This is a genomic window from Variovorax frigidus (assembly GCF_051216515.1).
GTDB lineage: Bacteria > Pseudomonadota > Gammaproteobacteria > Burkholderiales > Burkholderiaceae_C > Variovorax.
In genome coordinates, this window is sequence record NZ_JBPJZF010000006.1 from 262,468 (window position 1) to 285,616 (window position 23,149).

Consider the following 23,149-nt stretch of genomic DNA (forward strand, 5'->3'; position numbering starts at 1 on the left):
CCCTCTGCGTTCCATTTTTCACACCGGAGACAACACCCATGAACAACGCGAATACCCCCGCCCGTCTGCCTCGCCGTCGCCTGGCCGCATTGCCACTGGCCGTGGCCCTGCTCGCCACCCTCGGTGCCGGCGCTGCGTCGGCCCAGGACGTAGTGAAGATCGGCTTCACCGGCCCGCTGTCGGGCGGCGCCGCGCTCTACGGCAAGAACGTGGTCAACGGCATCGAGATGGCGCTCAAGGAAATCAACGCGGCCGGCCTCGAGGTGGCGGGCAAGAAGGTCAAGCTCGAGCTGGTCGCGCTCGACGACAAGTACGCACCGGCCGAAGCCGCGATCAACTCGCGCCGCCTGGTGCAGCAGTACCAGACGCCGGCCGTGTTCGTGCCGCACTCGGGCGGCATCTACGCGATGCAGGCCTTCAACGAGCAGGAGAAGTTCATCGTGCTGGCCTACTCCAGCACGCCGAAGATCACCGAGACCGGCAACAAGCTGACCATCCGCATCCCGCCGACCTTCGCCGGCTACATCGAGCCCTTCACGCGCTACGAGATGGCCAAGTTCGGCAAGAAGGTCGGCATGCTGCCGGGCGACCACGAGTACGCGAAGAACTGGAGCGCGCTGTTCGAGCCGGCCTGGAAGAAGGCCGGCGGCACCGTGGTGTCGAACAACCCCATGTCGTACAACCGCTCGGCCGATTTCTACAGCGGTGTGAGCCGCGTGCTGGCCGAGAAGCCCGACGTGCTGTTCATCGGCGGCCCGTCCGAGCCGTCGGCGCTGGTCGCCAAGCAGGCGCGCGAGCTCGGCTTCAAGGGCGGCTTCCTGGTGATGGACCAGGCCAAGTTCGACGAGATGGCCAAGGTCACGGGCGGCCTGGGTGCGCTCGAGGGTTCGATCGGCGTGCTGCCGGTGTCGGACGACGTGCGCGTCGGTCCGCAGACCTTCGCCGCGGCCTACCGCGCAGCCTACGGTGCCGACAAGGCGCCCACCACCGAGTCCTCGTACAACTACGCAATGACGCATGCACTGGCCGCCGCGATGAAGCTGGCCGGCAGCACGAGCGACGCCACCGCCATCCGCGCCAAGATCGGCGAGGCGATGAGCAAGCTGCCCAAGCAGGTCAATGCGGCCGACTTCCGCGGTGTCGATGCCACGGGCGGCACGCTGCTCGACCCGCTGGTGGCCACCGTCGAAGGCGGCAAGATCAAGCCGGTGAACCTCAGCGACCTGATGAAGTGAAGACCGCCGTGCTCAGGTCAGGACGGTGGCGACCAGCCACACGTTCGCGACGCTGATCACGGCGAACAGCGTGCGCGGGATGATCGGACGCGCTGCCAGAGCGGATGGGCTGCATGGGACAGCGCCCGTGGCAAACGGTGGTGGCGTCCTACAGGTCGGGCAGGGAGTCGTGCCTAGCGTGGCATTCCCCCCCCCTTTAACCACTCGGAAGTCCGACCGCCATGGCCAAATCCCGCGCCCCCGCAAACCTGCCCGTCGATCCCGCCACGGCCGTTGCGGCCAAGGCTGCAGCCCGCAACACCGACAGCGGACCGGCCCATCCGGCCCCGCCGAACGCCGCCCCCGGCGACCCGCCTGCGCAAAAGGCTGCCGACACGCAGGCGCTGGCCGCCGCGATGCCGGCCAACACCAACAAGCCGCTGGAATATGGTGAAGCCAATGCGCCGACACCTCCCCAAGGCCTGACCGCGACGCCACCGTCGCGCCTGCCCGGCGGCAGCACGCTGTCGGAAGCCAACCCCTCGGACAAGACCGGCACGGTCGCGGCCGAAGGCGTGAATGCGACCATCGACACGCTCGACCGCGTGCGCGTGGATTCGTCGGGCCAGCGCCTCACGACCAACCACGGCGTGCCGGTGGCCGACAACCAGAACTCGCTCAAGGCCGGCGTGCGCGGGCCGGCGCTGCTCGAGGACTTCATCCTGCGCGAGAAGATCACGCACTTCGACCACGAGCGCATCCCCGAACGCATCGTGCATGCGCGCGGATCGGCCGCGCACGGTTTCTTCGAAACCTACGCTCCGTTGACCGAATACACCAAGGCCTCGTTGTTCGCCGAGGCCGGCAAGATCACGCCGGTGTTCGTGCGCTTCTCGACGGTGGCCGGCGAACGCGGCTCCAAGGACACCGCACGCGACGTGCGCGGCTTCGCCGTCAAGTTCTACACCGACGAGGGCAACTGGGACCTGGTGGGCAACAACATGCCGGTGTTCTTCATCCAGGACGCGATCAAGTTCCCCGACCTGGTCCACGCGGTCAAGCCCGAGCCGCACCATGGCATGCCGCAGGCCGCTTCGGCGCACGACACCTTCTGGGACTTCGTCGGCCTGATGCCCGAATCCACCCACATGTTGATGTGGCAGATGAGCGACCGCGCGATCCCGCGCAGCTACCGGATGATGCAGGGCTTCGGCGTGCACACCTTCCGTCTGGTCAATGACGCGGGCGAGTCGGTGTTCGTCAAGTTCCACTGGCAACCCAAGCTGGGCACGCACTCGCTGGTGTGGGACGAGGCGGTGAAGATCTCGGGCGCGGACCCGGACTTCCATCGCCGCGACCTGTGGGAAGCGATCGATGCGGGCGAGTACCCCGAATGGGAACTGGGCCTGCAGATCTTCACCGAGGAACAGGCCGAAAGCTTCAGCTTCGACATCCTCGACGCGACCAAGATCGTGCCGGAAGAACTGGTGCCGGTGCAGATCGTCGGCCGCATGGTGCTCAACCGCAACCCCGACAACTTCTTCGCCGAGACCGAGCAGGTGGCCTTCTGCACCGCACACATCGTGCCGGGCCTGGACTTCACCAACGATCCGCTGCTGGCCGGGCGCATCCACTCCTACGTCGACACGCAGATCAGCCGGCTCGGCGGCCCGAACTTCCACGAGCTGCCGATCAACGCGCCCATCGCGCCGGTGCACAACAACCAGCGTGACGGCATGCACCGCCAGGCGATCCATCGCGGCCGCGTGGCCTACGAACCCAACTCGCTGGCCGGCGGCTGCCCCTTCCAGGCCGGTGCGGCGCAGGGTTTCACCAGCGTGGCCAAGCGCATCGATGCGCAGGAATCCAGCGACAAGGTGCGCGCCAAGCCCGAGAAGTTCGCCGACCACTACACGCAGGCCACGCTGTTCTTCAACAGCCAGACGCCGGTCGAGCAGGCGCACATCGCGGCGGCCTTCCGCTTCGAGCTGTCGAAGGTCACCGTGCCAGCGGTGCGCGAACGCGTGATCGCAGGCCTGGTCAATGCCTCGCCCGCACTGGCGGCACAGGTCGCGGCCGGTCTGGGCATGGAAGTGCCGCCGGCGTTGCCACGCGCGCTGGAGACGCCCGCCACGCCCGAGGTCGACCGCTCGCCCGCGCTCTCGCTCATGGCGCGCCCCGGCGACGGCGGCATCCGCTCGCGCAAGATCGCGCTGCTGGTGACCGACGGCGTCGACGGCCCGTCGCTCGCGGCGCTGCAGGTCGCGCTGTTCAATGCCGGCGCGGTGCCGCGCCTGGTCGGTCCGCGTCTGGGGCGCTTCACCGCGGCCACGGGCGAGACCTTCGAGGCCGACGCGTCGATGGAGAACAGCCCCGGCTTCCTGTTCGATGCGCTGGTGCTGCCCGACGGCGCGGATGCGGCCGAGGCGCTGGCCGCGGTCGCCCACACGCTGGACTTCGTCAAGGACCAGTACCGCCATTGCAAGACCATCCTCGCACTCGGCGCCTCGCAGGCACTGCTGAGCGAGGCGGGCGTGCCGCTGACCCTGCCCGACGGCGCCGCCGACCCGGGCCTGATCCTGGCCGACAGCGCCCACATCGAAGCAGCCACGGCAGACTTCATCGCCGCGGTCGGACTGCACCGGCACGCAGCGCGCGACACCGATCCACCGCGGGTCTGACCGCGTTCGTCGACTTTGGCGGTCACGCGGGTGCCATGCCTGCGTGGCACGCTGCGGCGCTTCCATCTTCCAAAGTTCGACGAATGAAGCTCCAAGCCAACTGCACCATGACCGTGAAGGCCGCGGTCGATTGCCCTGTGGTCGCCATGCTGCGCCCGCGCAGCGGTCTGGCGCAATGGATGATCAGCGAGCGTTACGAGCTCTCGCCCTGGGTACGCACCACCGAGTACGTCGACAGCTACGGCAACCTGTGCCAGCGCCTGACCATCCCCGAAGGCGAGATGCGCATCGAGGTCGAGATGGTGATGGAGACCGAGGAGCACATCCGCGTCACGCCCGGCGCGCCGCCGACACCCGTCGACCGGCTGCCCGACGACGCGCTGCTGTACCTGCTGCAAAGCCGCTACTGCCCGTCCGACAAGATGGAAGCACGTGCACTCGAGATCGTGGGCGACGCCCGGCCGGGCTACGACCAGGTGGAGGCGATCCGCGCGTGGATCCACGCGAACCTGGTCTACCAGTACGGCGTGAGCGATGCCACCACGGATGCGCTCGACACGCTGCAGCACGGCGCCGGGGTGTGCCGCGACTTTTCGCATGTGGGCGTGGGCCTCGCACGCGCGCTGAAGATCCCGGCCCGGATGGTGGTCGGCTATCTGCACAAGCTGGACCCGATGGACATGCACGCCTGGTTCGAGGCCTTCATCGACGGCCGCTGGTACACCTTCGACGCCACGCAAGACAAGCCGCTGGGTGGCCGCATCGTGGTGGCCTACGGACGCGACGCGGCCGACGTCGCCTTCGTTTCGAACTATGGGCCGCTGGAAATGGGCGAGATGCGCGTCACGGTGCAGCAGCTGGACACGCCGCCGTCCTGAGGGGGCCGGCGCGGTGGGCGCCTCAGCGCTGCCGGCTCAGCCGCGCGGCCTTCCGCTGGCGCTTCTGCCATTGCGCCACCATGCCGCTGGCCAGCGTCGCCAGCGCCAGCAGCGCGACCTGTCGCGTCAGCGCGGCAGTGCTCTTCTTCAGCCGCCGTTCGATCTCCTGCTGGGCCTCGGTCGTGCGTGCGAGCATCGCTTCGTCGGCCGGAGCGTTCGCTGTCGGCTCGCGGTGCGCAGGCGCCACGGCACCGGCCGCCACCGCCGCGGGCGCCGCATCGGTGCCGGCTTCGGCGGCCGCTGCCGTCGCACGGGTGCTGGCCAGCGCCTTGGCCCCCGCCACCGAGCCATGCTCGTGGGCATAGACCTTGGTGAACTCGGCGCCCAGCAGGAAGATCTGCGCCGCGTAGTAGACCCAGGCCAGCAACACCACCAACGAGCCGGCCGCGGCAAAGGATTCGGCCACGCCGCTCTTGCCGATGTACAGGCCGATCAGCATCTTGCCCACCTCGAACAGCACCGAGGTCACCATCGCGCCGACCCAGACATCGCGCCAGCGGATCGCGGCCGTCGGCATGAACTTGAAGATCATCGCGAACAGCACGGTGGTGATGGTGAGCGAGATCAGCACGTTCAGCCCCTGCAGCAGCAGCTCCCAGCCGGGCATCAACCCGCCGGCCCAGCCGCCGAAGGCCGCCACGCCGGCGCTCACCAGCAGCGACACCATCAGCAGGAACACCAGGCCGAGGATCAGGCCGAAGGACAGCACGCGGGCGCGCAGCACCGCCCACACGCCGCTCGGCTTCTCGGCCTCCGGCACATGCCAGATGCGGTCGAGCGCGCTCTGCAGTTCGGCGAACACCGTGGTCGCGCCGACCAGCAGCACCACGATGCTGATGCCGCCCGCCACCAGCCCGCGAGCGGGCGCATCGGCACTCTTGATCAAGCCCTGGACCGCCACGGCGCCGTCGCGCCCGATCAGGCCCTGCAGCTGCGCGACGATCTCGCCCTGCACCGCCTCGCGGCCGAACACCGCCCCGGCAATGGCGATCACGATCACCAGCAGCGGCGCCAGCGAGAACACGGTGTAGTAGGCGATCGACGCGCCCATGCTGGGCGCGAAGTCGTCGATCCAGGCCGTGACCGCCTTGCGGCACAGGACGAACAGGTAGGGAGGCTTCATGGCGGCGACGAGCGAGGGAGGGTGGGAGGGCGAGGTCCCACTGTGACCCGGCCGGATCGGCCGCCGGTGGCGTCAAGCGCGGATGCTGAAGTAGGCGAAAGACGATGCGCACGCAGCGCGGCGCCGATCCGCTGCAGCGCCGCCGCGGCTCAGCCCTTGGCCCGCTTGCGCCAGAAGGGCCGCGCCTTGTCGACCTGCCGCAAGGCCTTGCCGCTGCTGCGCACGCCCTCGGGCTGCCGGGCCGACAGCCAGCCGATGGCGAACCAGAGGGGCGGGGCGTCCTCGGGCGTGGCGCCCTCGGCCGCATCGAAGCAGGCCTCGAGCGCGACCTGTTCGTCCTGGAACCAGCCCAGCGCGTCCTGGGCCGGACCGAGCCGGCGCAGGTAGCGCGCGGCGCGCTTGTCGTCGAACAGCGGCGCCACGAACTCGGCCAGGTAGCGCAGCCGCTTGAGCCGCTTGCGCACTGCGTGCCGGGCCTCGGCATCGAGCGCGGCGAAGTGCTCGCCGTCGCGCACCACGCGCGCATGCAGTTTGCGCAGCATCGCCCGCAGCTGGCGGCGCGCCTCGGCCGGCTTGGCGCCTGGCGGCGGCGGCGCGTCGGCGCTGCGCGTGAGCGCCTGCGCCGTGAAGCCGATCAGCCCGACCAGCGCCGCCTGGAAGGCCGCCGCGCGCACCGCATCGCCGGGCGCCGGTGCATCGGCCTTGTCCGCCGGCCACGCGATCGGCGGCACGCCGGCTTCGTGCAACGGCAGCGCGAGCGACTGTTGCTGCAGCTCGGCATCGCGGCGCGCCCCCAGCGCCTGGAACACCTCGACCAGAGGCGGCGTCCAGGCCGGGTCGAAGCCCGGGCCCAGCGCCTCGAGCGTGCGCAACGCGGTGCGCAGGCGGCGGATGCCGATGCGCAGCTGGTGCACCTGCTCGGCATCCTCGCTGCCGGCCGCGATCTCGCTGGCGTTCGGCAGGATCTGCGCCAGACAGGACGCCAGCACCGCGCGCTGCAGCGCCGGGCCGTCGGGAAAGCCATCCTCCGCGTCGCCGAAGCGCGGCGGCGCGGCCTTGACCGCGCGCACCGAGGTCGTGCCCGCCAGCAGGCGCTCGCCGCACTCGGCCTTGGACACGGTGCTGAACCACAGCCGGTGCGTGTGGGACCAGCGCTGCGCCAGCGCCACCAGGCCGTCGACCGGCCCGCGCACCAGTTCCAGCTCGAGCTCGCACACGGCGGCCGTGCGCGCCGCGCCGCCGCCCGGCGGGTGCGCGGTGATGGTGCCGGTGTCCAGCGCCAGCTCGACCACGGTGCCTCCGCTGCGCAGCTGCCGCGTGAGCCGCCAGATGTCGGTACCGTAGGTCGGCTGCAGCGGCTGGTCGGCCTTGGCCAGCAAGGCCGCGAGGCGCTCGCCCACGGGCGTACCCGCGTGGCGCGCGACATCGGGCTCCGGCGCGACGCCGGCGCGCGCCAGGCCCAGGTCGACGTTGTGCTCGAGCCGGTGCAGCGGGCCGTCGCCCAGCGCCTTGGCCGTCTGCACCCAGCGGCGGCCTTCCTTGCGCAGCCGCAGCACCGCGCCGTGCGTCGCCAGCGTGCCGTCGGCGGTGTCGAAATAGCGCGCCTGCAGCCGCGTGCGCTGCACCGGGGCGCGGCGCACGGCCGACTCGACGGCCTTGAGCCGCTCGGCGGGGATGTGGAACTTGAATTCGATTTCCATGGCAGTCGAGCCCTCAAAAGTGCAGAACAGTGTCGGGCATGATCGCCTGCATGTCCGACGCGTACCAGATCGATATCCCGCCCTCCTTCTTCGCGCTCTATGCCGACCCGGCCCGCAAGCGCCTGCGCGAACCCATCGAACGCGTGCGCCAGCGCTACGAGGTGTGCGAGGACCTCGCGACCCACCTGACCGAGCACGCGCGCATCCTGGCGCACGTCGAGGTGCCGTCGGAGGACGAGGTGCTGCACCGCATCCACGACGGCCTCGCCACGCCCGAGTCGGGTTTCTCCGCCGACGAGGCCCGCTGGATCGTCACCCGGCTGGCCGAGCTGCTGGGCTGGCAGCGCCCGCTGTAAGGCGCGGCGGCACGCCCATCGGCTATGCTTTGCGCCATGGCCCGCTCGCACATCGCGTCGATCATCATTCGCACCATTCGAAAGATGGTGGGTTGACGCGCGGCCTCTGCAGCCATTCGAAACCCGCCCCCTGAGGCGGGTTTTTTTCTGCCTCCGGGGGTCCCGCCCACCACTGGAGATTGAAAGATGCACGAACCCCACATGCCTTCCACGCCCGCCGTGCTGCACCTGGTCTGCGGCAAGATCGGCGCCGGCAAATCGACGCTCACCCAGCGCCTCGCGGCGGCACCGAACACCGTGCGCATCAGCGAGGACGACTGGCTCGCGCGGCTGTACCCGGGCGAGATCCACGCGCTGGCCGACTACGTGCGCTGCGCCGGCCGGCTGCGCGAGGCCATGGCCGGGCATGTCGAGGCACTGCTCGCCGCCGGCACCTCGGTCGTGTTCGACTTTCCCTCGAACACCGTGGCGACCCGGCGCTGGGCCCGCGGCGTGTTCGAGAAGGCGGGCGCCGCGCATCGCCTGCACCACCTGGACGTGCCCGACGACGTGTGCAAGGCCCGGCTGCGCGCACGCAACCTCTCGGGCGAACATCCCTTCGAAACCACGGACGCGGAGTTCGACCTGATCAGCAGTCACTTCGTCGCCCCGACGGCGGACGAGGGCTTCCACGTCATCCGTCACCATTGAGCATGCACGCACGGTCCCGAGAAAACGCCGGGCCGACTGGCGGCAAGGCCGGCGCATGCGGCACCGGTGCCAGAATTGCGGGCACCGCTTGACCCGGCCCCTGCGGCCGCCTCTACAAACCCACCTTTCGATCCCAACCCGATGAGGTGATTTCTTGACGGCTTCCCTTCGATTCCTGAACCCCGGCCAGGCCGCCCGGCGGCTCGGCGTGTCCGCCAAGGCGCTGCGTGTCTATGAAGAGCGCGGCCTGGTGGCCCCGGAGCGCAATGCCGCCGGCTGGCGCACCTATGGCCCCGAACAGATGCAGCGGGCCGCGGACATCGTGGCGCTGCGTGCGCTGGGCCTCAGCCTCGCGCAGGTAGCGGGCGTGCTGCAGGGCGAGGCCGACGGCCTGGCGCCGGCCCTGGCGGCCCACCAGGCCATGCTCGAGGGGCGCGTGCGCCAACTGGCCGGCACGATCGACAAGGTCCGCGGTCTGCGCACCCAACTCGAACGGGGCCATCAGCCGACCCTCGACGAACTCACCTGCCTGCAGAACGCGCGGCCCGAACTCGGCGTCGAATTCGAACTGCCCTGGCCCTGGGGCGGCGAGCTGTTCACGCTGCGCGACATCCGGCCGCTCAATTACATCGTCGGCCCCTTGGGCAGCGGCAAGACGCGGCTGGCCCTGCGCCTCGCGGAAGCCCTGCCGGGCGCCGCCTTCCTGGGGCTGGAACGGGCCACCGACGGCCGCGCGCAGGCGAAACTGGACGCCGACCCGGCCCTGCGGTGGCGCGTCGGGCAGACGCTGGCCCGGCTGGTCGACGAAGGCGCCTGCGCGTCGGATGCGCTGATCGCCCTGCTCGCCGGCCTGGAAGACGAAGGCCCGGCCGTGTGGGTGGTCGACCTCGTCGAGCAGGGCCTGGACAGCGCGACGCAGCAGGCCCTGGCCGCCCTTCTGCGGGCCCGCGGGCCCGACGCCCGGCCGCTGTTCCTCATGACCCGTTCCTGCGTGATGCTGGACCTGGCCAGCGTGGGCGCCGACGCGTCCATCCTGCTGTGTCCCGCCAACCACAGCCCGCCCACGCGGGTCCTGCCTTTTCCGGGCGCGCCCGGCTACGAAGCCGTCGCGACCTGCCTGGCCGAACCCGAGGTCCGGGCCCGCACCGAAGGCGTCATCGCCTGGGGTCCGCCCGGCGCCTATGCGGAGGGCGCACCGGCCAGCGCATCGCGCAGCCGCTGCGCATAGCCCTGCAGCACCTCCGGCGCCGGCTCCTTGCGCGGCCAGCCGAAGCCGACGCCGTCGTCCGCATGGCGCGGCACCACGTGCAAGTGGAAATGGAACACCGTCTGGCCGCCCTCGGGGCCGTTGGCCTGCAGCAGCGTGAGGCCGGGCGGGTCGAAGGCGTCGCGCGCGGCCTGCGCCACCTTCTGCGCCGTCTGCATCACGGCCGCGGCTTCCTCGGGCGTGAGCTCGAACAGGTTGGCCGCGTGGCGCTTGGTGGCCACCAGCACATGGCCGGGATTGACCTGGCCGATGTCCATGAAGGCGAGGGTCAATGCGTCCTCGTACACGCGCGCCGCCGGAATCTCGCCCGCCACCAGGCGGCAGAAGATGCAATGTCCCGGGGGCGAGGTGTCGACGAACATGGGCATGGGCGGGGTCTCCAACGGTTGAGAGCGAGGCGCCGGTGGGCACGGCACGGTGCCCGCATGATAGGGAGCCCTGCGACACCTAAGCCGGCGTCACGACGAGGTCGCGCGGCCGGTGCGCCTGCACGCAGAACAGCACGCTCGCGGCCACGCAGACCATCGCCAGCCACTCCGGCCCGGTCGGCAGCCGCTGCGCCCACAGAAAGCCGTAGAGCAGCGCGAACAGCGTCTCGAACAGGATCATCTGCCCCACCATGGTCAGCGGCAGCAGCCGGCTCATGCGGTGCCACAGCGCATTGCCCGCGATGGAAGCGCCCAGCGCCACGCAGACCACCACGGCCGCCAGTCGCCCCCATTCGGACGCGCTGTGCGCGGTGGTGTCGAGCAGCAGCGCGAAGGGCAGCAGCAGCAGGGCCTGCGCACCTGTCACCACGCCCGTCGCGAGGTTCCAGTCCTGCACCGAGACCTGCGGCAGGCGTGCGAGGTGGCGGCTGTTGCGCACGGCATAGCTGGTCCAGCAGGCCAGCGCGCCGATCGCGCACAACAGGCCGACCAGCCCGCCGGCCGGCGCCTCGCCAGCCAGCGCTTGCCAGCCGATGCAGGCCACGCCCGCGAGCCCGCACAGCAGCGAGGCCGCGAGCCGGCGCAGCGGCACGGCCTGGTGCTCGCGGCTGCCGATGACCGTGACCAGCATCGGCAGGAAGCCGATCACCAGCGAGGTCATGGCGATGCCGCCGCGCTGCACCGCATTGGCCAGCAGCACGTAGTAGAGCGTGTTGCCCAGCAGGCTGAGCCACCACAACGCCCACCCGTCGCGCCGGTCCAGCTGTGCCGCCAGCCGCCGCCAGCGTGGCAGCAGCAGCGCGGCGGCGATCAGCCCATAGGCCAGGAAGCGCCCGACTGCCAGCTGCAGCGGCGTGAAGCCGCGCACCAGCTCGGGCGCGAGGAACACCAGGCCCCACAGCGCACCGGCGCCGATGCCGCAGGCGATGCCGGTCCCGATGTGGCGGTCGGGGGTTCGGGTGAAAAGGGCGCTGTTCGTCATCTCGCTACTGTGGCCGCCCGGCCCCGGGCCGTCTCGGCCCCGACTGCCGTGTTTTAGGCCCGCTCTCTTGCCTGGCGCCGCCACGCGGCCGGCGTGAGGCCGGTGGCGCGCCGCATCGCACGCGTGAGCGCGTTCTGGTCGGAATAGCCGGCCGCCAGCGCCAGCTCGGCGATGGGCCGGTCGGTGGTGGCCAGCCACTCGCGCACGCGTTGCAGCCGCAGCTGCGACAGCCAGGCGGCCGGCGTGGTGTCGAGTTCGGCGCGGAACAGCGCATGCAGCCGGCTCACGCTGAGGCAGGCTGCGCGCGCCATGGCATCGGTGCTCCAGGGCCGCCCCGGGTCGGCCTGCACCTGCGCCATGAGCGCCGCCAGCCGCGACAGCGGGCGCGGCGCCTCGCCGGCCAGCGCGTCCAGCATCAGCGGCACCCAGTGCCGGGCCTGCTCGGCCGCGCCCGATCCGCCCTGCAGCATCAGGCCCATGTAGTCGATCAGCCGGTAGGCTGCGGGCGACACCGTCAGAAAAGGCCGCGCTGCCATGCGCTCGACGAAGACGCCGTGGAGTTGCGCCTCGTCGAGGTCGAGCACCAGCGCACGGTTGGCTGGATGGCCGGCCTGCGTGTGGCGCGTGCCCGGCGCGATGAAGGCCGCGCGCCCCTCGTGGAGCAGGCCCTCGCGGCCGCCGATGTCCAGTTGCAGGCGCCCGGCCAGCGGCAGCACCAGCTGCGAAAAATCGTGCCGATGCGCTTCCCCCGGCGCGGCCGCGTAGCTGCGCAGATTCAAGGCGAAGGGCGGGCGGAGCACCATCGGCGCGGTATAGCACAGGGCTCGGGCGGGGTGCAGGGACGGCTTCGCGCCATGACGCAGAATGGCCTCATCCAGCCTTGCTCCCGGACATGACACTCCTCCCTTCCTGCGTTCTCTCCCGGGTCCGGCGCCACTGCACGGGCCGGGCCGCGCCCTGGCTGCTGGCGGCGGCCGCCGCCCTGCTCGCGCCCGCCGCCCAGGCCCAATCGCTGGGCTGCAACGGCTACCTCGTGAGCCGGGGCGACTCGCGCGTGTCGGTGCTGCAGAAGTGCGGCCAGCCGCTCGACCGCGAGAGCATCTGCGTGCCGACGTACCAGCTGGGCTGGATCGTCCCCTCGCAGCGGCGCAACGGCCCCGACGCGTTGCTGCTGCCGCAGTGCGTGCCGATGGAAGACTGGACCTACGACCGCGGCCCGGGCGCCTTCCTGGGCATCGTGCGGCTCTACAACGGCGCGGTCGAATCGGTGCGCGACGGCGACCGCCTGCGCTGAGGGCCGCACCGGGCGCCACAGGCCGTCGCAGGCATGGCGCCGGCCTACGTGAAGTCCAGCGGCCTTCCCGTGGCGCAGTGGGCCGCGTCGAAGGACAGTTCGGCTCTTTGCCTCCGGACCGCCCCATGCCCGCTACCCAGCCGCCCCTCGCCCTCGAAGAAGGCGCTCCCCATCCGCTCGGCGCCACCTACACGGGGCGCGGCGTCAATTTCGCCGTGTTCTCGGCCCAGGCCACCCGGGTGCAGGTCTGCCTGTACGACGAGGCCGGCACCACCGAGACGGCCTGCATCACGCTGCCCGAGTACACCGACGAGGTCTGGCATGGCTTCGTGCCCGGGCTCGAACCCGGCACACGCTACGGCCTGCGGGTGCACGGCCCCTACGAACCCGAGAAGGGCCATCGCTTCAACCACCACAAGCTGCTGCTCGACCCCTACGCCAAGGCGCACATGGGCGAGCTCAAGTGGGGGCCGGAGCTGTTCGGCTACACCGTCGGCCACCCCGACGGCGACCTGAGCTTCGACGAGCGCGACAGCGCGCCCTTCATGCCCAAGTGCGTGGTGGTCGATTCGCGCTTCGAATGGAAGCAGACCGACGCGGTGCGCGTGCCCTGGAACCAGACCGTGTTCTACGAGACCCACGTGCGCGGTTTCACGATGAAGCACCCGAAGGTGCCCGAGCTGTTCCGCGGCACCTTCGCCGGCCTGGCGATGGACGAAGTCATCGGCCCGATCAAGGCGCTGGGCGTGACCAGCGTCGAACTGCTGCCGGTGCAGATGTTCCTCAACCAGCCCTTCCTCACCGAGAAGGGCCTGACCAACTACTGGGGCTACGACACCATCGGCTTCTTCGCGCTCGATCAGCGCTACATGGACGGCCCGAACATCGACGAGTTCAAGCACATGGTCGACCGCTTCCATGCCCACGGACTGGAAGTGATCATGGACGTGGTCTACAACCACACGCCCGAAGGCAACGAGATGGGCCCGACGCTCTCGTTCAAGGGCATCGACAACGCGAGCTATTACCGCCTGATGCCCGAGGGCGAAGGCACCGGCCCGCGCTACTACATCAACGACACGGGCACCGGCAACACGGTCAACCTGAGCCACCCGCGCGTGCTGCAGATGGTGACCGACAGCCTGCGCTACTGGGTGACGGAGATGCACGTCGACGGCTTCCGCTTCGACCTGGCGACCATCCTGGCGCGCGAGGACCACGGCTTCGACGAAGGCGGCGGCTTCCTCGACAGCTGCCGTCAGGACCCGCTGCTGTCCAGCGTCAAGCTGATCGCCGAGCCCTGGGACATCGGCCCGGGCGGCTACCAGGTAGGCGGCTTCCCACCGGGCTGGGCCGAGTGGAACGACGGCTTCCGCGACACGGTGCGCGCCTTCTGGAAAGGCGACGAGTCCATGGCGCCCGCGCTGGCGCAATGCCTCACGGCCAGCGGCGACCGCTTCAACAAGCGCGGCCGCCGGCCCTGGGCCAGCGTCAACTTCATCACCGCGCACGACGGCTTCACGTTGGCAGACACGACCAGCTACAACGAGAAGCACAACGAGGCCAACAACGAAGGCAACCGCGACGGCCACGGCGACAACCGCAGCTGGAACTGTGGCGCCGAAGGCCCGACCGACGATGCCGAGGTGCTCGCGCTGCGCGCCCGCCAGCAGCGCAACATGCTGGCCACGCTGATGCTCTCGCAAGGCACGCCCATGCTGCTGGCCGGCGACGAGTTCGCGCGCACCCAGCAGGGCAACAACAATGCCTACTGCCAGGACAGCGACATCTCCTGGTTCGACTGGGAGGCCGCAGCAGCCGCGCCGGGCCGCAGCCTCACGGCCTTCACGCAGCACCTGACGCACTTGCGCCACACGCTGCCGGTGCTGCGCCGCAACCGCTTCCTGAGCGGCGAATGGAGCGAGGCCGCGCAGGTCAAGGACTCGACCTGGTTCGCGCCCGACGGCGCCGAGATGGACGAGGCGCACTGGACCGATCCGCAGACCCGCTGCTTCGGTCTGCTGCTCGAGGGCCATGCACCGTCGTCGTCGCTGCCGCGGCCCGCGGCCGACGACAGCGTGCTGCTGGTCTTCAATGCGTGGGAAGGCGCGATCGACTTCCAGCTGCCCGAGCGGCCCGGGGGCAAGGGCTGGACGCGCGTGGTCGACACCGCGCTCGACGCGCAGGAAGATGCGCCCTTCGCGCCCGGCCACGGCTACACCGTGACCGGACGCTCGCTGCTGGTGTTCACCTCGCCGGCCTGAGTCACACGTCGGGACCACGCATGACCGTCATCTGCCAGGCCTGCCAGGCCCACAACCGCGACAAGGCCATGTTCTGCCGCGGCTGCGCAGCCAAGCTGCCGGCCTTCGCGGCCACCGGGCCGTCGGCGCTCGAAATGCTCGCACCGGCAAGGCCGCGCGGCGCGGCAGCGGCGGTTGCGCCATCGCGACACGGGCCGGGGCTGATGGCCCTGTCCGGGGCCCGCGGCTGGTTCCCGGCCGTGGTGCTGATGGGCACGGTGCTGATCGCGCTGGTGGTGTGGATCACGCTGGCGCGGACGGGACCGGGGGCGGTCGTACCGACGATGGCGGAGGCAAAGACCGCGCCGAACTCGCCCCTTGTGGCGTCTGCCGTGGCCACCACGACGGCGTCGCCGACAGCGAGTCCGACACCTCCGGTAGCCGCGTCATCGACCCCTGCCCCGTTACCGACCCCTGCCCCGTCATCCGCCGTCGTCCCGTTCGAGTCCGCGCTGTCGCCCGGCGAAATGGCGGTCGACAAAGCACCGGCGGCCGAGACGCCATCGCCCGCTCGCCCGGCCCACACGGCACGTGTCGTCGGTGGTTCAGGCAGGCCGTCGGCCACGGCAGGGCGGGCCGACCCGCGTGTCGGCTGCGAGCAGCTGTTCTTCGCATTCGCCGCGCGCTGCGAAGCCAACCACTGCGCCGAGGCCGCCTACGCGCGCCATCCACGCTGCGATGCGGTGCGCGAACAGCGCCGGCGCGACGAGGCCCGGCGCAATCTCACGTCGGGCTACTGAGGCGCCCGCCTGTCGCTCAAGGCGCGTCGCCGACTTCGTCGACCCGCTCGGTGTTGGTGGTGCTGCGGCTGCCCTTGAGGTGCAGCTCGACATCGGTCGCGCGGTCGCCGACTTTCGACACCGCTTCCTTGAGTTGCATATCGGTCACGTCGAGCTTCTTGGCCCATTCGGCCAGCGAGGCGGGGGATTGCGTGTCGATGCGGTCGGGGGCGGCAGCTCGGCTGTCTGGCTTGGACATGGTCGGGCTTTCAATCGATGGGAGAAGCACTCCACCTTGATGCTGCACTCGACGCGGTCCGGTAGGCATTCCGACGCCGTCATCGTCGGCGCATGCCCACAGCGCGAAGGCGTTGCACGACAACGCCTTCGACCATCAATCACGCCAGCTCGTAGCTCGTACTGCGCCCGCTCGCCGCCGACTTCACCAACATGCCCTTGCCCAGCAGATCGTTGATGTCGCGCAAGGCCGTGTCCGCCGAGCACTTGGCAATGGCGGCCCACTTGGCATTGGTGAGCTTGCCGTCGAAGCCGTCGAGCAAGCGGTTGACCAGCTTGGTCTGCCGGGCATTCATGGGCATCTCGGCCCATCGTTGCCAGAACGCGGACTTCTTCAGCACTGCGCCCACGGTCGCATCGGCACCTTCGACGGCGCGCAGCAGGCAGCCCAGGAACCATGCCAGCCAGGCTGTGACGTCCAGGCTTCCCTTCTGCGCCGCTTCGAGCTGGTCGTAGTAATCGCTGCGCTCCCGCTGGATCTGGCCCGACAGGCTGTAGAAGCGTTGGCCCGACCGTTCGGCGCGCGCCAGCATCAGATCGCCGACCGCGCGCGAGATGCGCCCGTTGCCGTCGTCGAAGGGATGCAGCGTGACGAGCCACAGGTGCGCCAGCCCGGCATGGAGCACCGGGTCGCCCATGGTCTGCGCGTGCGCATCGCCGAGCCAATGCAGGAAGCGTGCGGTTTCGGCGTCGAGCTGCCCGGCGGGAGGCGCTTCGTAGTGCAGCTTGCGCCGGCCCACCGGACCCGACACCACCTGCATCGGCCCTGCCGCATCGTCACGCCAGGCACCGATCCGGATACGGCTCATGCCGCTGTACCCGGTGGGGAACAACGCGGCATGCCAGCCGAACAGGCGCTCGGCCGTCAACGGCTCCGCGTAGCGGCCCGTGGCATCGAGCACCATGTCGACCACCCCTTCGACATGCCGGTCGACCGGCGCGAGCGCGCCGATGTCCACACCGAGCCGGCGCGCGATGGACGAGCGAACCGTCTCCCGGTTCAGCGTATCGCCCTCGATCTCGCTGGTCTTGACCACGTCTTCGGTCAGCACCTGCAAGGTGGTCTGCGCACGTTGCGCCATGCCGAGCGCCGTCATGCGGCCCCGCAGGTGGCCCTGGGCCTGGTGCACCCGCGCCAGGGGCGCCGCCAGTGCCGACGCGTCGAAGCGCCAGGCCGGCCAATCGGGCAGTTGCCAGAGGTACAGGGGATCGAGAGGGGCGGACATGCGGTGATTGTCGCTCTAATCGCCGCATATTTTGCGGCGATTAAGTGCCAGCATTCATCTGTCGCGGGGGGTGGGCGCCACCGCCAACGTGACCAGGCGCGGCATAAGGCCCCCTCTCTCGTCGATCCGCAGTTCCCCCACCGAAATCGGCAAGCTGAAACGCCGCGGCCCCGCGCTGCCGGGATTGATGAACAGAATGCCGTCGCGCTCGGCCATCGACGGCTTGTGCGAATGGCCGGACACCACCACCCGCACGCCCGCGTCGGCGGGACCGAGGCGCAGATCGGCGAGGTCGTGCACCGCATGCACCGCGACGCCACCGAACGTGACGGTCAGCGAGGACGGAATGTCGTCGGCCCACGGCGCGCTGTCGTTGTTGCCGCGCACCACGCTCAGCGGCGCGATGGCCGACAACTGCGCCAGGATCGCCGGACCACCGATGTCGCCGCCGTGGACGATGTGGTCGCACCCGGCGAGGAAGGCCAAAGCCTCGGGGCGAAGCAAGCCGTGGGTGTCCGAGATGAGTCCGAGGCGGTACATGGGGGGATTCTGCAGAGGCCGACGGGCGAGGGCAGCACGGTGCGCGATCATCCCTCCATGCGAACCGCCCTCTGCACCCTCTTCGAAGGCCACTACCACCACGGCTTAGCAACGCTCGTGAATTCGTTGGTGGCGGCCGGATACGAAGGCACGGTGTGGGCCGGGCATCGCGGACCGCTGCCCACGTGGCTGACTCGACACCCAGGTTTCGACCGCCGCGCGGGCCGTTTGCAGGTCACCCCACAGATGGCCCTGCAAACCGTGGCACTCGATCCGCCGCGCAGCCTCAACTACCAGAAGCCGGCCTTCATGCGCGATGTGCTGCACCTGCACGACCCGACCGCCGAGGCGGTGGTCTACCTCGACCCCGACCTGGTCGTGAAGTGCGCGTGGGTGGAGATCGAGGCCTGGTTCGCGGGCGGCGAGGTCGCGCTGGTCGAGGACCTCGATGGCGCGCTGCCGTCGGACCATCCGCGGCGTGAAGGCTGGTGGCGCTTCTTTGCGGCTGCGCATGGCGACGTGCCGCAGCGCGCGCTGGCGCGCTACTACAACAGCGGCTTCGTCGGCGTGCCACGCGCGCACGACGCGCTGCTCGCCACGTGGCAGGGTCTCTGCGAGCGTATCGCCGCGGACCACGGCGGCGCGCTGCGCCAGCGCAAGCTCGGTGCGCCCGACCATCCCTTCCATTCGACCGACGAAGACGCGCTCAACTTCGCGCTGATGCTGGACGACGCCCCGCTGCGCACGCAGGGCCCGGAGGCGATGGATTTCGTGCCGGGCGGGCGGCACCTGTCGCATGCGGTGGGTCCGGCCAAGCCCTGGCAGGGCCGGCATTTCCGCGGCGCGCTGCGCGGGCGGCCGCCATCGGTCGCGAGCCAGTTCTTCTACCGGTTCACGCGCGGGCCGCTCGCGTCGCTGTCGCCCCTGACGCTGGCGCGGCGGCGGGTGTCGATGGCGCTCGCGACGGCGCTCGGACGCGTGTACCGGCAGCGCTGAGGACGGGCCGAACGTCGCGCGCGACCGGCATGCAGGGCGGAAAAAGCAGCGCCAGCGCGTGCGGCTGTCGGCGCCCAGGGTGCAGCCCGAGCCTCTCTGCGGGACAATGCCCCCCATGAAAATCGAAAAAGACACCGTCGTCACCCTCCGCTACAAGGTCAGCGATCTGCAGGGCAAGCTCATCGAGGAAGCCAAGGAGCCCATGGGCTACCTGCATGGCGGCTACGACAACACGCTGCCGAAGATCGAGGAAGCGCTGGACGGCAAGGAAGCCGGCTACGCCGTCACGCTGCAGCTCAAGCCCGAAGACGCCTTCGGCCTGCGTGACCCCGCGCTGGAACGCACCATCCCCAAGAGCGAGTTCCCGCCGGGCGTGAAGGTCGGCGGCCAGCTCGAAGGCCGCGACGACCAGGGCACGCCGCACGTGTTCCTCGTCAAGAAGATCAAGGGCGACAAGGTGCTGCTCGACGGCAACCATCCGCTCGCCGGCCTGGAGCTGCGCTTCGCGCTCAAGGTGCTGGAAGTGCGCGCTGCCGCCCCCGAGGAGCTGGAGCACCGCCACGTGCACGGCGCTGGCGGCCACCACCATTGACCTCTCCCACGAATCGAGCACCCTCATGAACATCGCAAGCGCCCGACAGGCCGATCAGAAGAAGATGGAGCTGTGCGAACCCTGCACCGGCATCCAGCGCAACTGGCGCCGCGCGCCAGGCCACGCCGAGCTGGTGCAAGGCAGCAACCGCAAGGAAGAGCGCGAGGACGGCCGCGCGGTGACAGTCACCAGCTACCGCTGCGACCGCTGCGGCACGCGCTGGGAATACGAGAACGACAAGGCCAACCTGCATGCGGGGTGGTCGGTGGCGGGGCGATAACGTCGCGAGCGGCAGCGCGCTTCACGTGCCCTTGCACATCCGCCCCTTCCACGAAGCCGACGCCCCCACCCTGCGCGCCGTCTTCGAATCCTCCGTCCACACCCTCGCCGCCCCGTACTACACGCCCGCCGAGCGCGCCGCCTGGGCGCCGCGTGCACACGATGCCGTGCAGTGGGCCGAGCGCATGCGCGCGCTGCAGCCCTTCGTCGCCGAACTCGACGGGCGCATCGCGGGCTTCGCCGACCTTCAACCTTCCGGGTACATCGACATGTTCTTCGTCGCGGGCGGCTGCGGCGGGCGCGGGGTGGCCCGGGCGCTGATGGCGTGGATCGAGGCGTCGGCGCATGAACGCGGGATCGGCATGCTGTTCGCCGACGTGAGCCTGGCCGCGGAGACCTTCTTCGAGCGCGCCGGTTTCGAGGTGGAACAGCGGCAGACCGTGGAGCGGGCCGGCGTGGCGCTGCGCAATGCGCGCATGACCCGCACGCTGGCACCGGCCGCCTGAGTCGCTGCGGCGGCGTCAGTCCACCGGCATCGGCGGCACGCCCCGCGCCTCGATCGCCTCGCCGGCCGCCAGGCACAGGTCTTCGCGAAAGCGCCCGGCCACGAGCTGCACGCCGACCGGGCTGGCGCCGGCCATGCCGGTCGAAACCACCAGCGAGGGCAGGCCGGTGAGCGGCAGGCCGATCATCGGTGTCTGCGCGGCCCAGACGCGGGCATAGGCCTCGGGGCCCTGCAGGTCGAGATCGGCCGGGAAAGGCAATTCGGCGCTGGCGGGCATCAGCAGCACCGCGTAGCGCGCGCCGAAAAACTGCTGCCAGGCGCGGGCCAGCGTGGCGCGCTGGACCAGGGCGGTCGAGAGCTGCGCCGCGGTGAGCGAGGCGGCCATGCCGGCCTGGCCCGCGAGCGCGGCGATGGCGCCGGGGTCGCCCTCCTGGCGCGCGGCCTCGACCATGGCCTCGTAGCCGTCGCCCATCCACAGCAGGGTCTGGACGCGGCAGGCTTCTTCGAGCGGCGGGAGGTCGTCGATCTCCTCCACGGTCCAGCCGGCGTCGCGCAGGCGTTCGGCCGCGTCGCGCAGCGCCGCGACGATCTCGGGTGCGGTGGCAAGCCCGTCGGGCCGCAGGCACAGCGCGGCGACGCGAGGCACAGCGGGGCCTTCCAGCGGAGCGGGCACCCACCACGGATCACGGTCGTCGGCGCCGGACATGGCCGCCAGCGCCAGCCGCAGGTCGGGCACGGTGCGCGCGAGCGGGCCCGACACGGCGGTGATCTGGCCGCCGATCGTGCGTTCGGGCCCCGAGGCGTTGAAGGCCGCCACGCGCCCCAGCGAGGGGCGCAGCCCGTGCACGCCGCAGGCGTAGGCCGGGTAGCGGATCGAGCCCGCGATGTCGGTGCCGTGCGCGATGTGGCCGATGCCCGCGGCCACGGCCGAGGCGGCGCCGCCGGACGAACCGCCCGGCGTGAGCGCCGCGTTGCGCGGGTTGAGCGTGCGGCCGTGCAGCGCGTTGTCGGTGAACCAGCGGTAGCTGAACGCGGGGGTGTTGGTGCGCCCGACGATCACCGCGCCGGCCTTCTCCAGGTTGTCGACCACCGGGCTGTTCGTGGCGGCGATGCGGTCCTCCTGCAGCCGCACGCCGTTGGTGGTGGCGAAACCGGCCTGGTCGATGTTGACCTTGACGGTCACCGGCACGCCGGCCAGCGGGCCCAGGCGCTCGCCGCGCGCCAGCGCCGCATCGATGGCGTCGGCACGGCGCAGCACCGCGTCGGGCCGCCAGTCGACCACGGCGTTGAGCCGCGGATTGATCGCGTCGAGCCGGGCCAGCGCCGACTGGGCGGCCTCGACGGCGGAGAGCTTGCGTTGCGCGATCAGGGTCGCGACTTCGGAGGCGGGGAGGCGCCAGATGTCTGTCATGCACACGGTGTAACGTCTCCGGCACGGGGTGTCCACCGGGTCGGCCCCGAGCCGGCCCCGAAGAAGCGAGGGAAGCGCCGCAGGACCGCGGCCCACCGAACCGGCCGCACGATCGGCCGCCTTGCGGCAGAATTCCGGCGGGCCGGGTGGCGTGCAGCATGCCGCCCCACCCACCGTCGCTTCACTTCGGCGTGCATGGGCACCATGCTTGCATGGCGTTTTCTCCGCTGCGACTTTGTGAAGTTCGGTAAAGCTGGTCTCTCGCGAAGCCCGGCGTTGAACCCCGCCCCCCTCGCTGTTTCACACTCTGCGTTCGCCCATCCATTCACTGCGCTCCTATGCCCCACCTTGCCCGACCCGTACCGCCCGCCACCGCTTCCCGCGGGCTCCGAATCGGCCTTGCCCTGGGTCTGACCGCCGCCCTGATCGCGGCCGGCTGCTCCCGCACCGACAGCGCCAAGGCGGCCAAGCCGCCGCAGACCCGCGAGGTCGGGGTGGTGACGCTCAAGACCGAGCGGCTGGCCTTCAGCACCGAGCTCTCCGGGCGCACCGTGGCGCCGGTGATCGCCGAGATCCGGCCCCAGGTCGGCGGCATCATCCAGAAGCGGCTGTTCAACGAAGGCTCGCAGGTCAAGGAAGGCCAGGCGCTCTACCAGCTCGATGCAGCACCCTTCCAGGCCGTCTACGCGAGCGCGCAGGCCAACGTGCGCAAGGCCGAGTCGACGCTGGCCACGGCCCGCACGGTGGCCAGGCGCAATGCCGAGCTGGTCAAGATCGATGCGATCAGCCAGCAGGTCAACGAAGCCACCCAGGCGACCGCGCTGCAGGCTGAGGCCGACGTGGCGGTGGCGCGCGCGGCCGAACAGACGGCCCGCATCAACCTGGGCTACACGCGCATCAACTCGCCGATCACCGGCTGGGTCGAGCTCTCGAGCGTCACGCCCGGCGCGCTGGTCACGGCCAACCAGGCCACGGCGCTCACCACGGTGCAGCAGCTCGACCCGGTGCATGTGCACGTCACGCAATCCAGCAGCGAGCTGCTGCGCCTCAAGCGCGACCTGGCCGAAGGCCGGCTGCAGCGCGGCAACGCGAACGAGGCCCCGATCCAGCTGCTGCTGGAGGACGGCTCGGTCTACCCGCATCCCGGCCGGCTGACCTTCGCCGGCGTGACGGTCGATGCCGGCACCGGCAGCGTCACGCTGCGCGCGGTGGTGCCCAACCCCGAGCGCACGCTGATGCCCGGCATGTACGTGCGCGCGGTGCTGCAGGAGGGCGTGAACGAAGCCGCGCTGCTGATCCCGCAGCAGGCCGTGACGCGCGCGCCCGACGGCAGCGCCTCGACGCTGGTGGTCGGCGCCGACGACAAGCTGGTCAAGCGCCCGATCGTCGTGGGCCGTGCGATGGGCAACCGCTGGCAGGTGCTCAGCGGCCTGGCCGCGGGCGACCGCGTGCTGGTCGAAGGCTCGCAACGCGCGCGCGCGGGCGACACGGTGCGCGCATCGGAGGTGGCGCCCACGGGCGCCAACCCGGCCTCGAAAGCGCCCAACGGCACCGCGCCCGGCGCGGCGGCGAGCGTCGCCGGCACGGCCGTCGTGGCCGCGCGCTGAG

At 70.7% G+C, this 23,149-nt stretch carries 23 protein-coding genes; 14 read left to right on the forward strand and 9 right to left on the reverse strand.

Annotation, left to right across the window (positions count from 1 at the left end):
• Nucleotides 1-38: 38 nt before the first annotated feature.
• From ACSFBC_RS19310 to ACSFBC_RS19320, 3 genes are all read left to right on the forward strand, one after another.
• On the forward strand, nucleotides 39-1,235 hold the full coding sequence (locus tag ACSFBC_RS19310; protein WP_435511967.1) for an ABC transporter substrate-binding protein: 1,197 nt from the start codon (nucleotides 39-41) through the stop codon (nucleotides 1,233-1,235).
• Nucleotides 1,236-1,456: 221 nt separating this feature from the next.
• Nucleotides 1,457-3,895, forward strand: coding sequence for a catalase (locus tag ACSFBC_RS19315; protein ID WP_435511968.1), 2,439 nt, complete (start codon nucleotides 1,457-1,459; stop codon nucleotides 3,893-3,895).
• 83 nt (nucleotides 3,896-3,978) lie between these two features.
• Complete coding sequence (locus ACSFBC_RS19320; protein ID WP_435511969.1) at nucleotides 3,979-4,773, forward strand: transglutaminase-like domain-containing protein; 795 nt, start codon at nucleotides 3,979-3,981, stop codon at nucleotides 4,771-4,773.
• Between the two features lie 22 nt (nucleotides 4,774-4,795).
• Here the strand turns inward: ACSFBC_RS19320 and ACSFBC_RS19325 are convergent, their stop codons facing one another.
• Both ACSFBC_RS19325 and ACSFBC_RS19330 read right to left on the reverse strand, forming a co-directional pair.
• Entirely contained in the window at nucleotides 4,796-5,956 is a 1,161-nt protein-coding gene (locus tag ACSFBC_RS19325) for a YihY/virulence factor BrkB family protein (protein ID WP_435511970.1), read from the reverse strand.
• A gap of 149 nt (nucleotides 5,957-6,105) precedes the next feature.
• Nucleotides 6,106-7,656 carry a CYTH and CHAD domain-containing protein gene (locus ACSFBC_RS19330; RefSeq protein ID WP_435511971.1) on the reverse strand — a complete coding sequence of 517 codons (1,551 nt, stop codon included), beginning with the start codon at nucleotides 7,654-7,656 and terminating at the stop codon, nucleotides 6,106-6,108.
• A gap of 50 nt (nucleotides 7,657-7,706) precedes the next feature.
• Between ACSFBC_RS19330 and ACSFBC_RS19335 the strand changes: the two genes are divergently transcribed.
• The 3 genes from ACSFBC_RS19335 to ACSFBC_RS19345 all read left to right on the forward strand — a co-directional run bounded on the left by ACSFBC_RS19335 (nucleotide 7,707) and on the right by ACSFBC_RS19345 (nucleotide 9,930).
• On the forward strand, nucleotides 7,707-8,012 hold the full coding sequence (locus ACSFBC_RS19335) for a hypothetical protein (RefSeq protein ID WP_435511972.1): 306 nt from the start codon (nucleotides 7,707-7,709) through the stop codon (nucleotides 8,010-8,012).
• Nucleotides 8,013-8,198: 186 nt separating this feature from the next.
• Entirely contained in the window at nucleotides 8,199-8,702 is a 504-nt protein-coding gene (locus ACSFBC_RS19340) for a P-loop nucleotide/nucleoside kinase family protein (protein ID WP_435511973.1), read from the forward strand.
• 154 nt (nucleotides 8,703-8,856) lie between these two features.
• Entirely contained in the window at nucleotides 8,857-9,930 is a 1,074-nt protein-coding gene (locus tag ACSFBC_RS19345; protein WP_435511974.1) for a MerR family transcriptional regulator, read from the forward strand.
• On the opposite strand, the gene ACSFBC_RS19350 is transcribed toward ACSFBC_RS19345, so the two are convergent.
• The 3 genes from ACSFBC_RS19350 to ACSFBC_RS19360 all read right to left on the reverse strand — a co-directional run bounded on the left by ACSFBC_RS19350 (nucleotide 9,882) and on the right by ACSFBC_RS19360 (nucleotide 12,182).
• Entirely contained in the window at nucleotides 9,882-10,337 is a 456-nt protein-coding gene (locus tag ACSFBC_RS19350; RefSeq protein ID WP_435511975.1) for an HIT family protein, read from the reverse strand. The two genes, ACSFBC_RS19345 and ACSFBC_RS19350, sit on opposite strands and share 49 nt — an antisense overlap.
• 79 nt (nucleotides 10,338-10,416) lie before the next feature.
• Nucleotides 10,417-11,379 (reverse strand): DMT family transporter, encoded by a 963-nt coding sequence (locus tag ACSFBC_RS19355; protein ID WP_435511976.1) that lies wholly within the window; start codon nucleotides 11,377-11,379, stop codon nucleotides 10,417-10,419.
• Between the two features lie 53 nt (nucleotides 11,380-11,432).
• Nucleotides 11,433-12,182 (reverse strand): helix-turn-helix domain-containing protein, encoded by a 750-nt coding sequence (locus ACSFBC_RS19360; protein WP_435511977.1) that lies wholly within the window; start codon nucleotides 12,180-12,182, stop codon nucleotides 11,433-11,435.
• A gap of 89 nt (nucleotides 12,183-12,271) precedes the next feature.
• Here ACSFBC_RS19360 and ACSFBC_RS19365 point away from each other — a divergent pair, with 89 nt between their 5' ends.
• From ACSFBC_RS19365 to ACSFBC_RS19375, 3 genes are all read left to right on the forward strand, one after another.
• Entirely contained in the window at nucleotides 12,272-12,673 is a 402-nt protein-coding gene (locus ACSFBC_RS19365) for a DUF2845 domain-containing protein (RefSeq protein ID WP_435511978.1), read from the forward strand.
• A gap of 125 nt (nucleotides 12,674-12,798) precedes the next feature.
• Nucleotides 12,799-14,937: a glycogen debranching protein GlgX gene (gene glgX / locus ACSFBC_RS19370; protein WP_435511979.1), complete on the forward strand. Its 2,139-nt coding sequence runs from the start codon at nucleotides 12,799-12,801 to the stop codon at nucleotides 14,935-14,937.
• 20 nt (nucleotides 14,938-14,957) lie between these two features.
• On the forward strand, nucleotides 14,958-15,716 hold the full coding sequence (locus ACSFBC_RS19375) for a RodZ family helix-turn-helix domain-containing protein (protein WP_435511980.1): 759 nt from the start codon (nucleotides 14,958-14,960) through the stop codon (nucleotides 15,714-15,716).
• A gap of 16 nt (nucleotides 15,717-15,732) precedes the next feature.
• On the opposite strand, the gene ACSFBC_RS19380 is transcribed toward ACSFBC_RS19375, so the two are convergent.
• From ACSFBC_RS19380 to ACSFBC_RS19390, 3 genes are all read right to left on the reverse strand, one after another.
• Nucleotides 15,733-15,954, reverse strand: a complete 222-nt coding sequence (locus ACSFBC_RS19380; protein ID WP_435511981.1) for a DUF3606 domain-containing protein — start codon at nucleotides 15,952-15,954, stop codon at nucleotides 15,733-15,735.
• A 139-nt stretch (nucleotides 15,955-16,093) separates the two neighbouring features.
• A complete protein-coding gene (locus ACSFBC_RS19385; RefSeq protein ID WP_435511982.1) occupies nucleotides 16,094-17,218 on the reverse strand; it encodes a Fic family protein in 1,125 nt (374 codons plus the stop codon).
• Between the two features lie 54 nt (nucleotides 17,219-17,272).
• Nucleotides 17,273-17,758: a metallophosphoesterase family protein gene (locus ACSFBC_RS19390; RefSeq protein ID WP_435511983.1), complete on the reverse strand. Its 486-nt coding sequence runs from the start codon at nucleotides 17,756-17,758 to the stop codon at nucleotides 17,273-17,275.
• A gap of 246 nt (nucleotides 17,759-18,004) precedes the next feature.
• Here ACSFBC_RS19390 and ACSFBC_RS19395 point away from each other — a divergent pair, with 246 nt between their 5' ends.
• The 4 genes from ACSFBC_RS19395 (at nucleotide 18,005) to ACSFBC_RS19410 (ending at nucleotide 20,131) form a co-directional block, all read left to right on the forward strand.
• A complete protein-coding gene (locus ACSFBC_RS19395; RefSeq protein WP_435511984.1) occupies nucleotides 18,005-18,754 on the forward strand; it encodes a hypothetical protein in 750 nt (249 codons plus the stop codon).
• Between the two features lie 115 nt (nucleotides 18,755-18,869).
• Nucleotides 18,870-19,346 (forward strand): FKBP-type peptidyl-prolyl cis-trans isomerase, encoded by a 477-nt coding sequence (locus ACSFBC_RS19400; protein ID WP_435511985.1) that lies wholly within the window; start codon nucleotides 18,870-18,872, stop codon nucleotides 19,344-19,346.
• Nucleotides 19,347-19,371: 25 nt separating this feature from the next.
• Nucleotides 19,372-19,626 carry a hypothetical protein gene (locus tag ACSFBC_RS19405; RefSeq protein ID WP_435511986.1) on the forward strand — a complete coding sequence of 85 codons (255 nt, stop codon included), beginning with the start codon at nucleotides 19,372-19,374 and terminating at the stop codon, nucleotides 19,624-19,626.
• Nucleotides 19,627-19,651: 25 nt separating this feature from the next.
• Nucleotides 19,652-20,131 (forward strand): GNAT family N-acetyltransferase, encoded by a 480-nt coding sequence (locus tag ACSFBC_RS19410; RefSeq protein WP_435511987.1) that lies wholly within the window; start codon nucleotides 19,652-19,654, stop codon nucleotides 20,129-20,131.
• 15 nt (nucleotides 20,132-20,146) lie between these two features.
• Here the strand turns inward: ACSFBC_RS19410 and ACSFBC_RS19415 are convergent, their stop codons facing one another.
• Complete coding sequence (locus ACSFBC_RS19415) at nucleotides 20,147-21,541, reverse strand: amidase family protein (RefSeq protein ID WP_435511988.1); 1,395 nt, start codon at nucleotides 21,539-21,541, stop codon at nucleotides 20,147-20,149.
• Between the two features lie 338 nt (nucleotides 21,542-21,879).
• On the opposite strand from ACSFBC_RS19415, the gene ACSFBC_RS19420 reads away from it, so the two are divergent.
• Nucleotides 21,880-23,148 carry an efflux RND transporter periplasmic adaptor subunit gene (locus tag ACSFBC_RS19420; protein ID WP_435511989.1) on the forward strand — a complete coding sequence of 423 codons (1,269 nt, stop codon included), beginning with the start codon at nucleotides 21,880-21,882 and terminating at the stop codon, nucleotides 23,146-23,148.
• The last annotated feature ends 1 nt before the right edge of the window (nucleotide 23,149 follow it).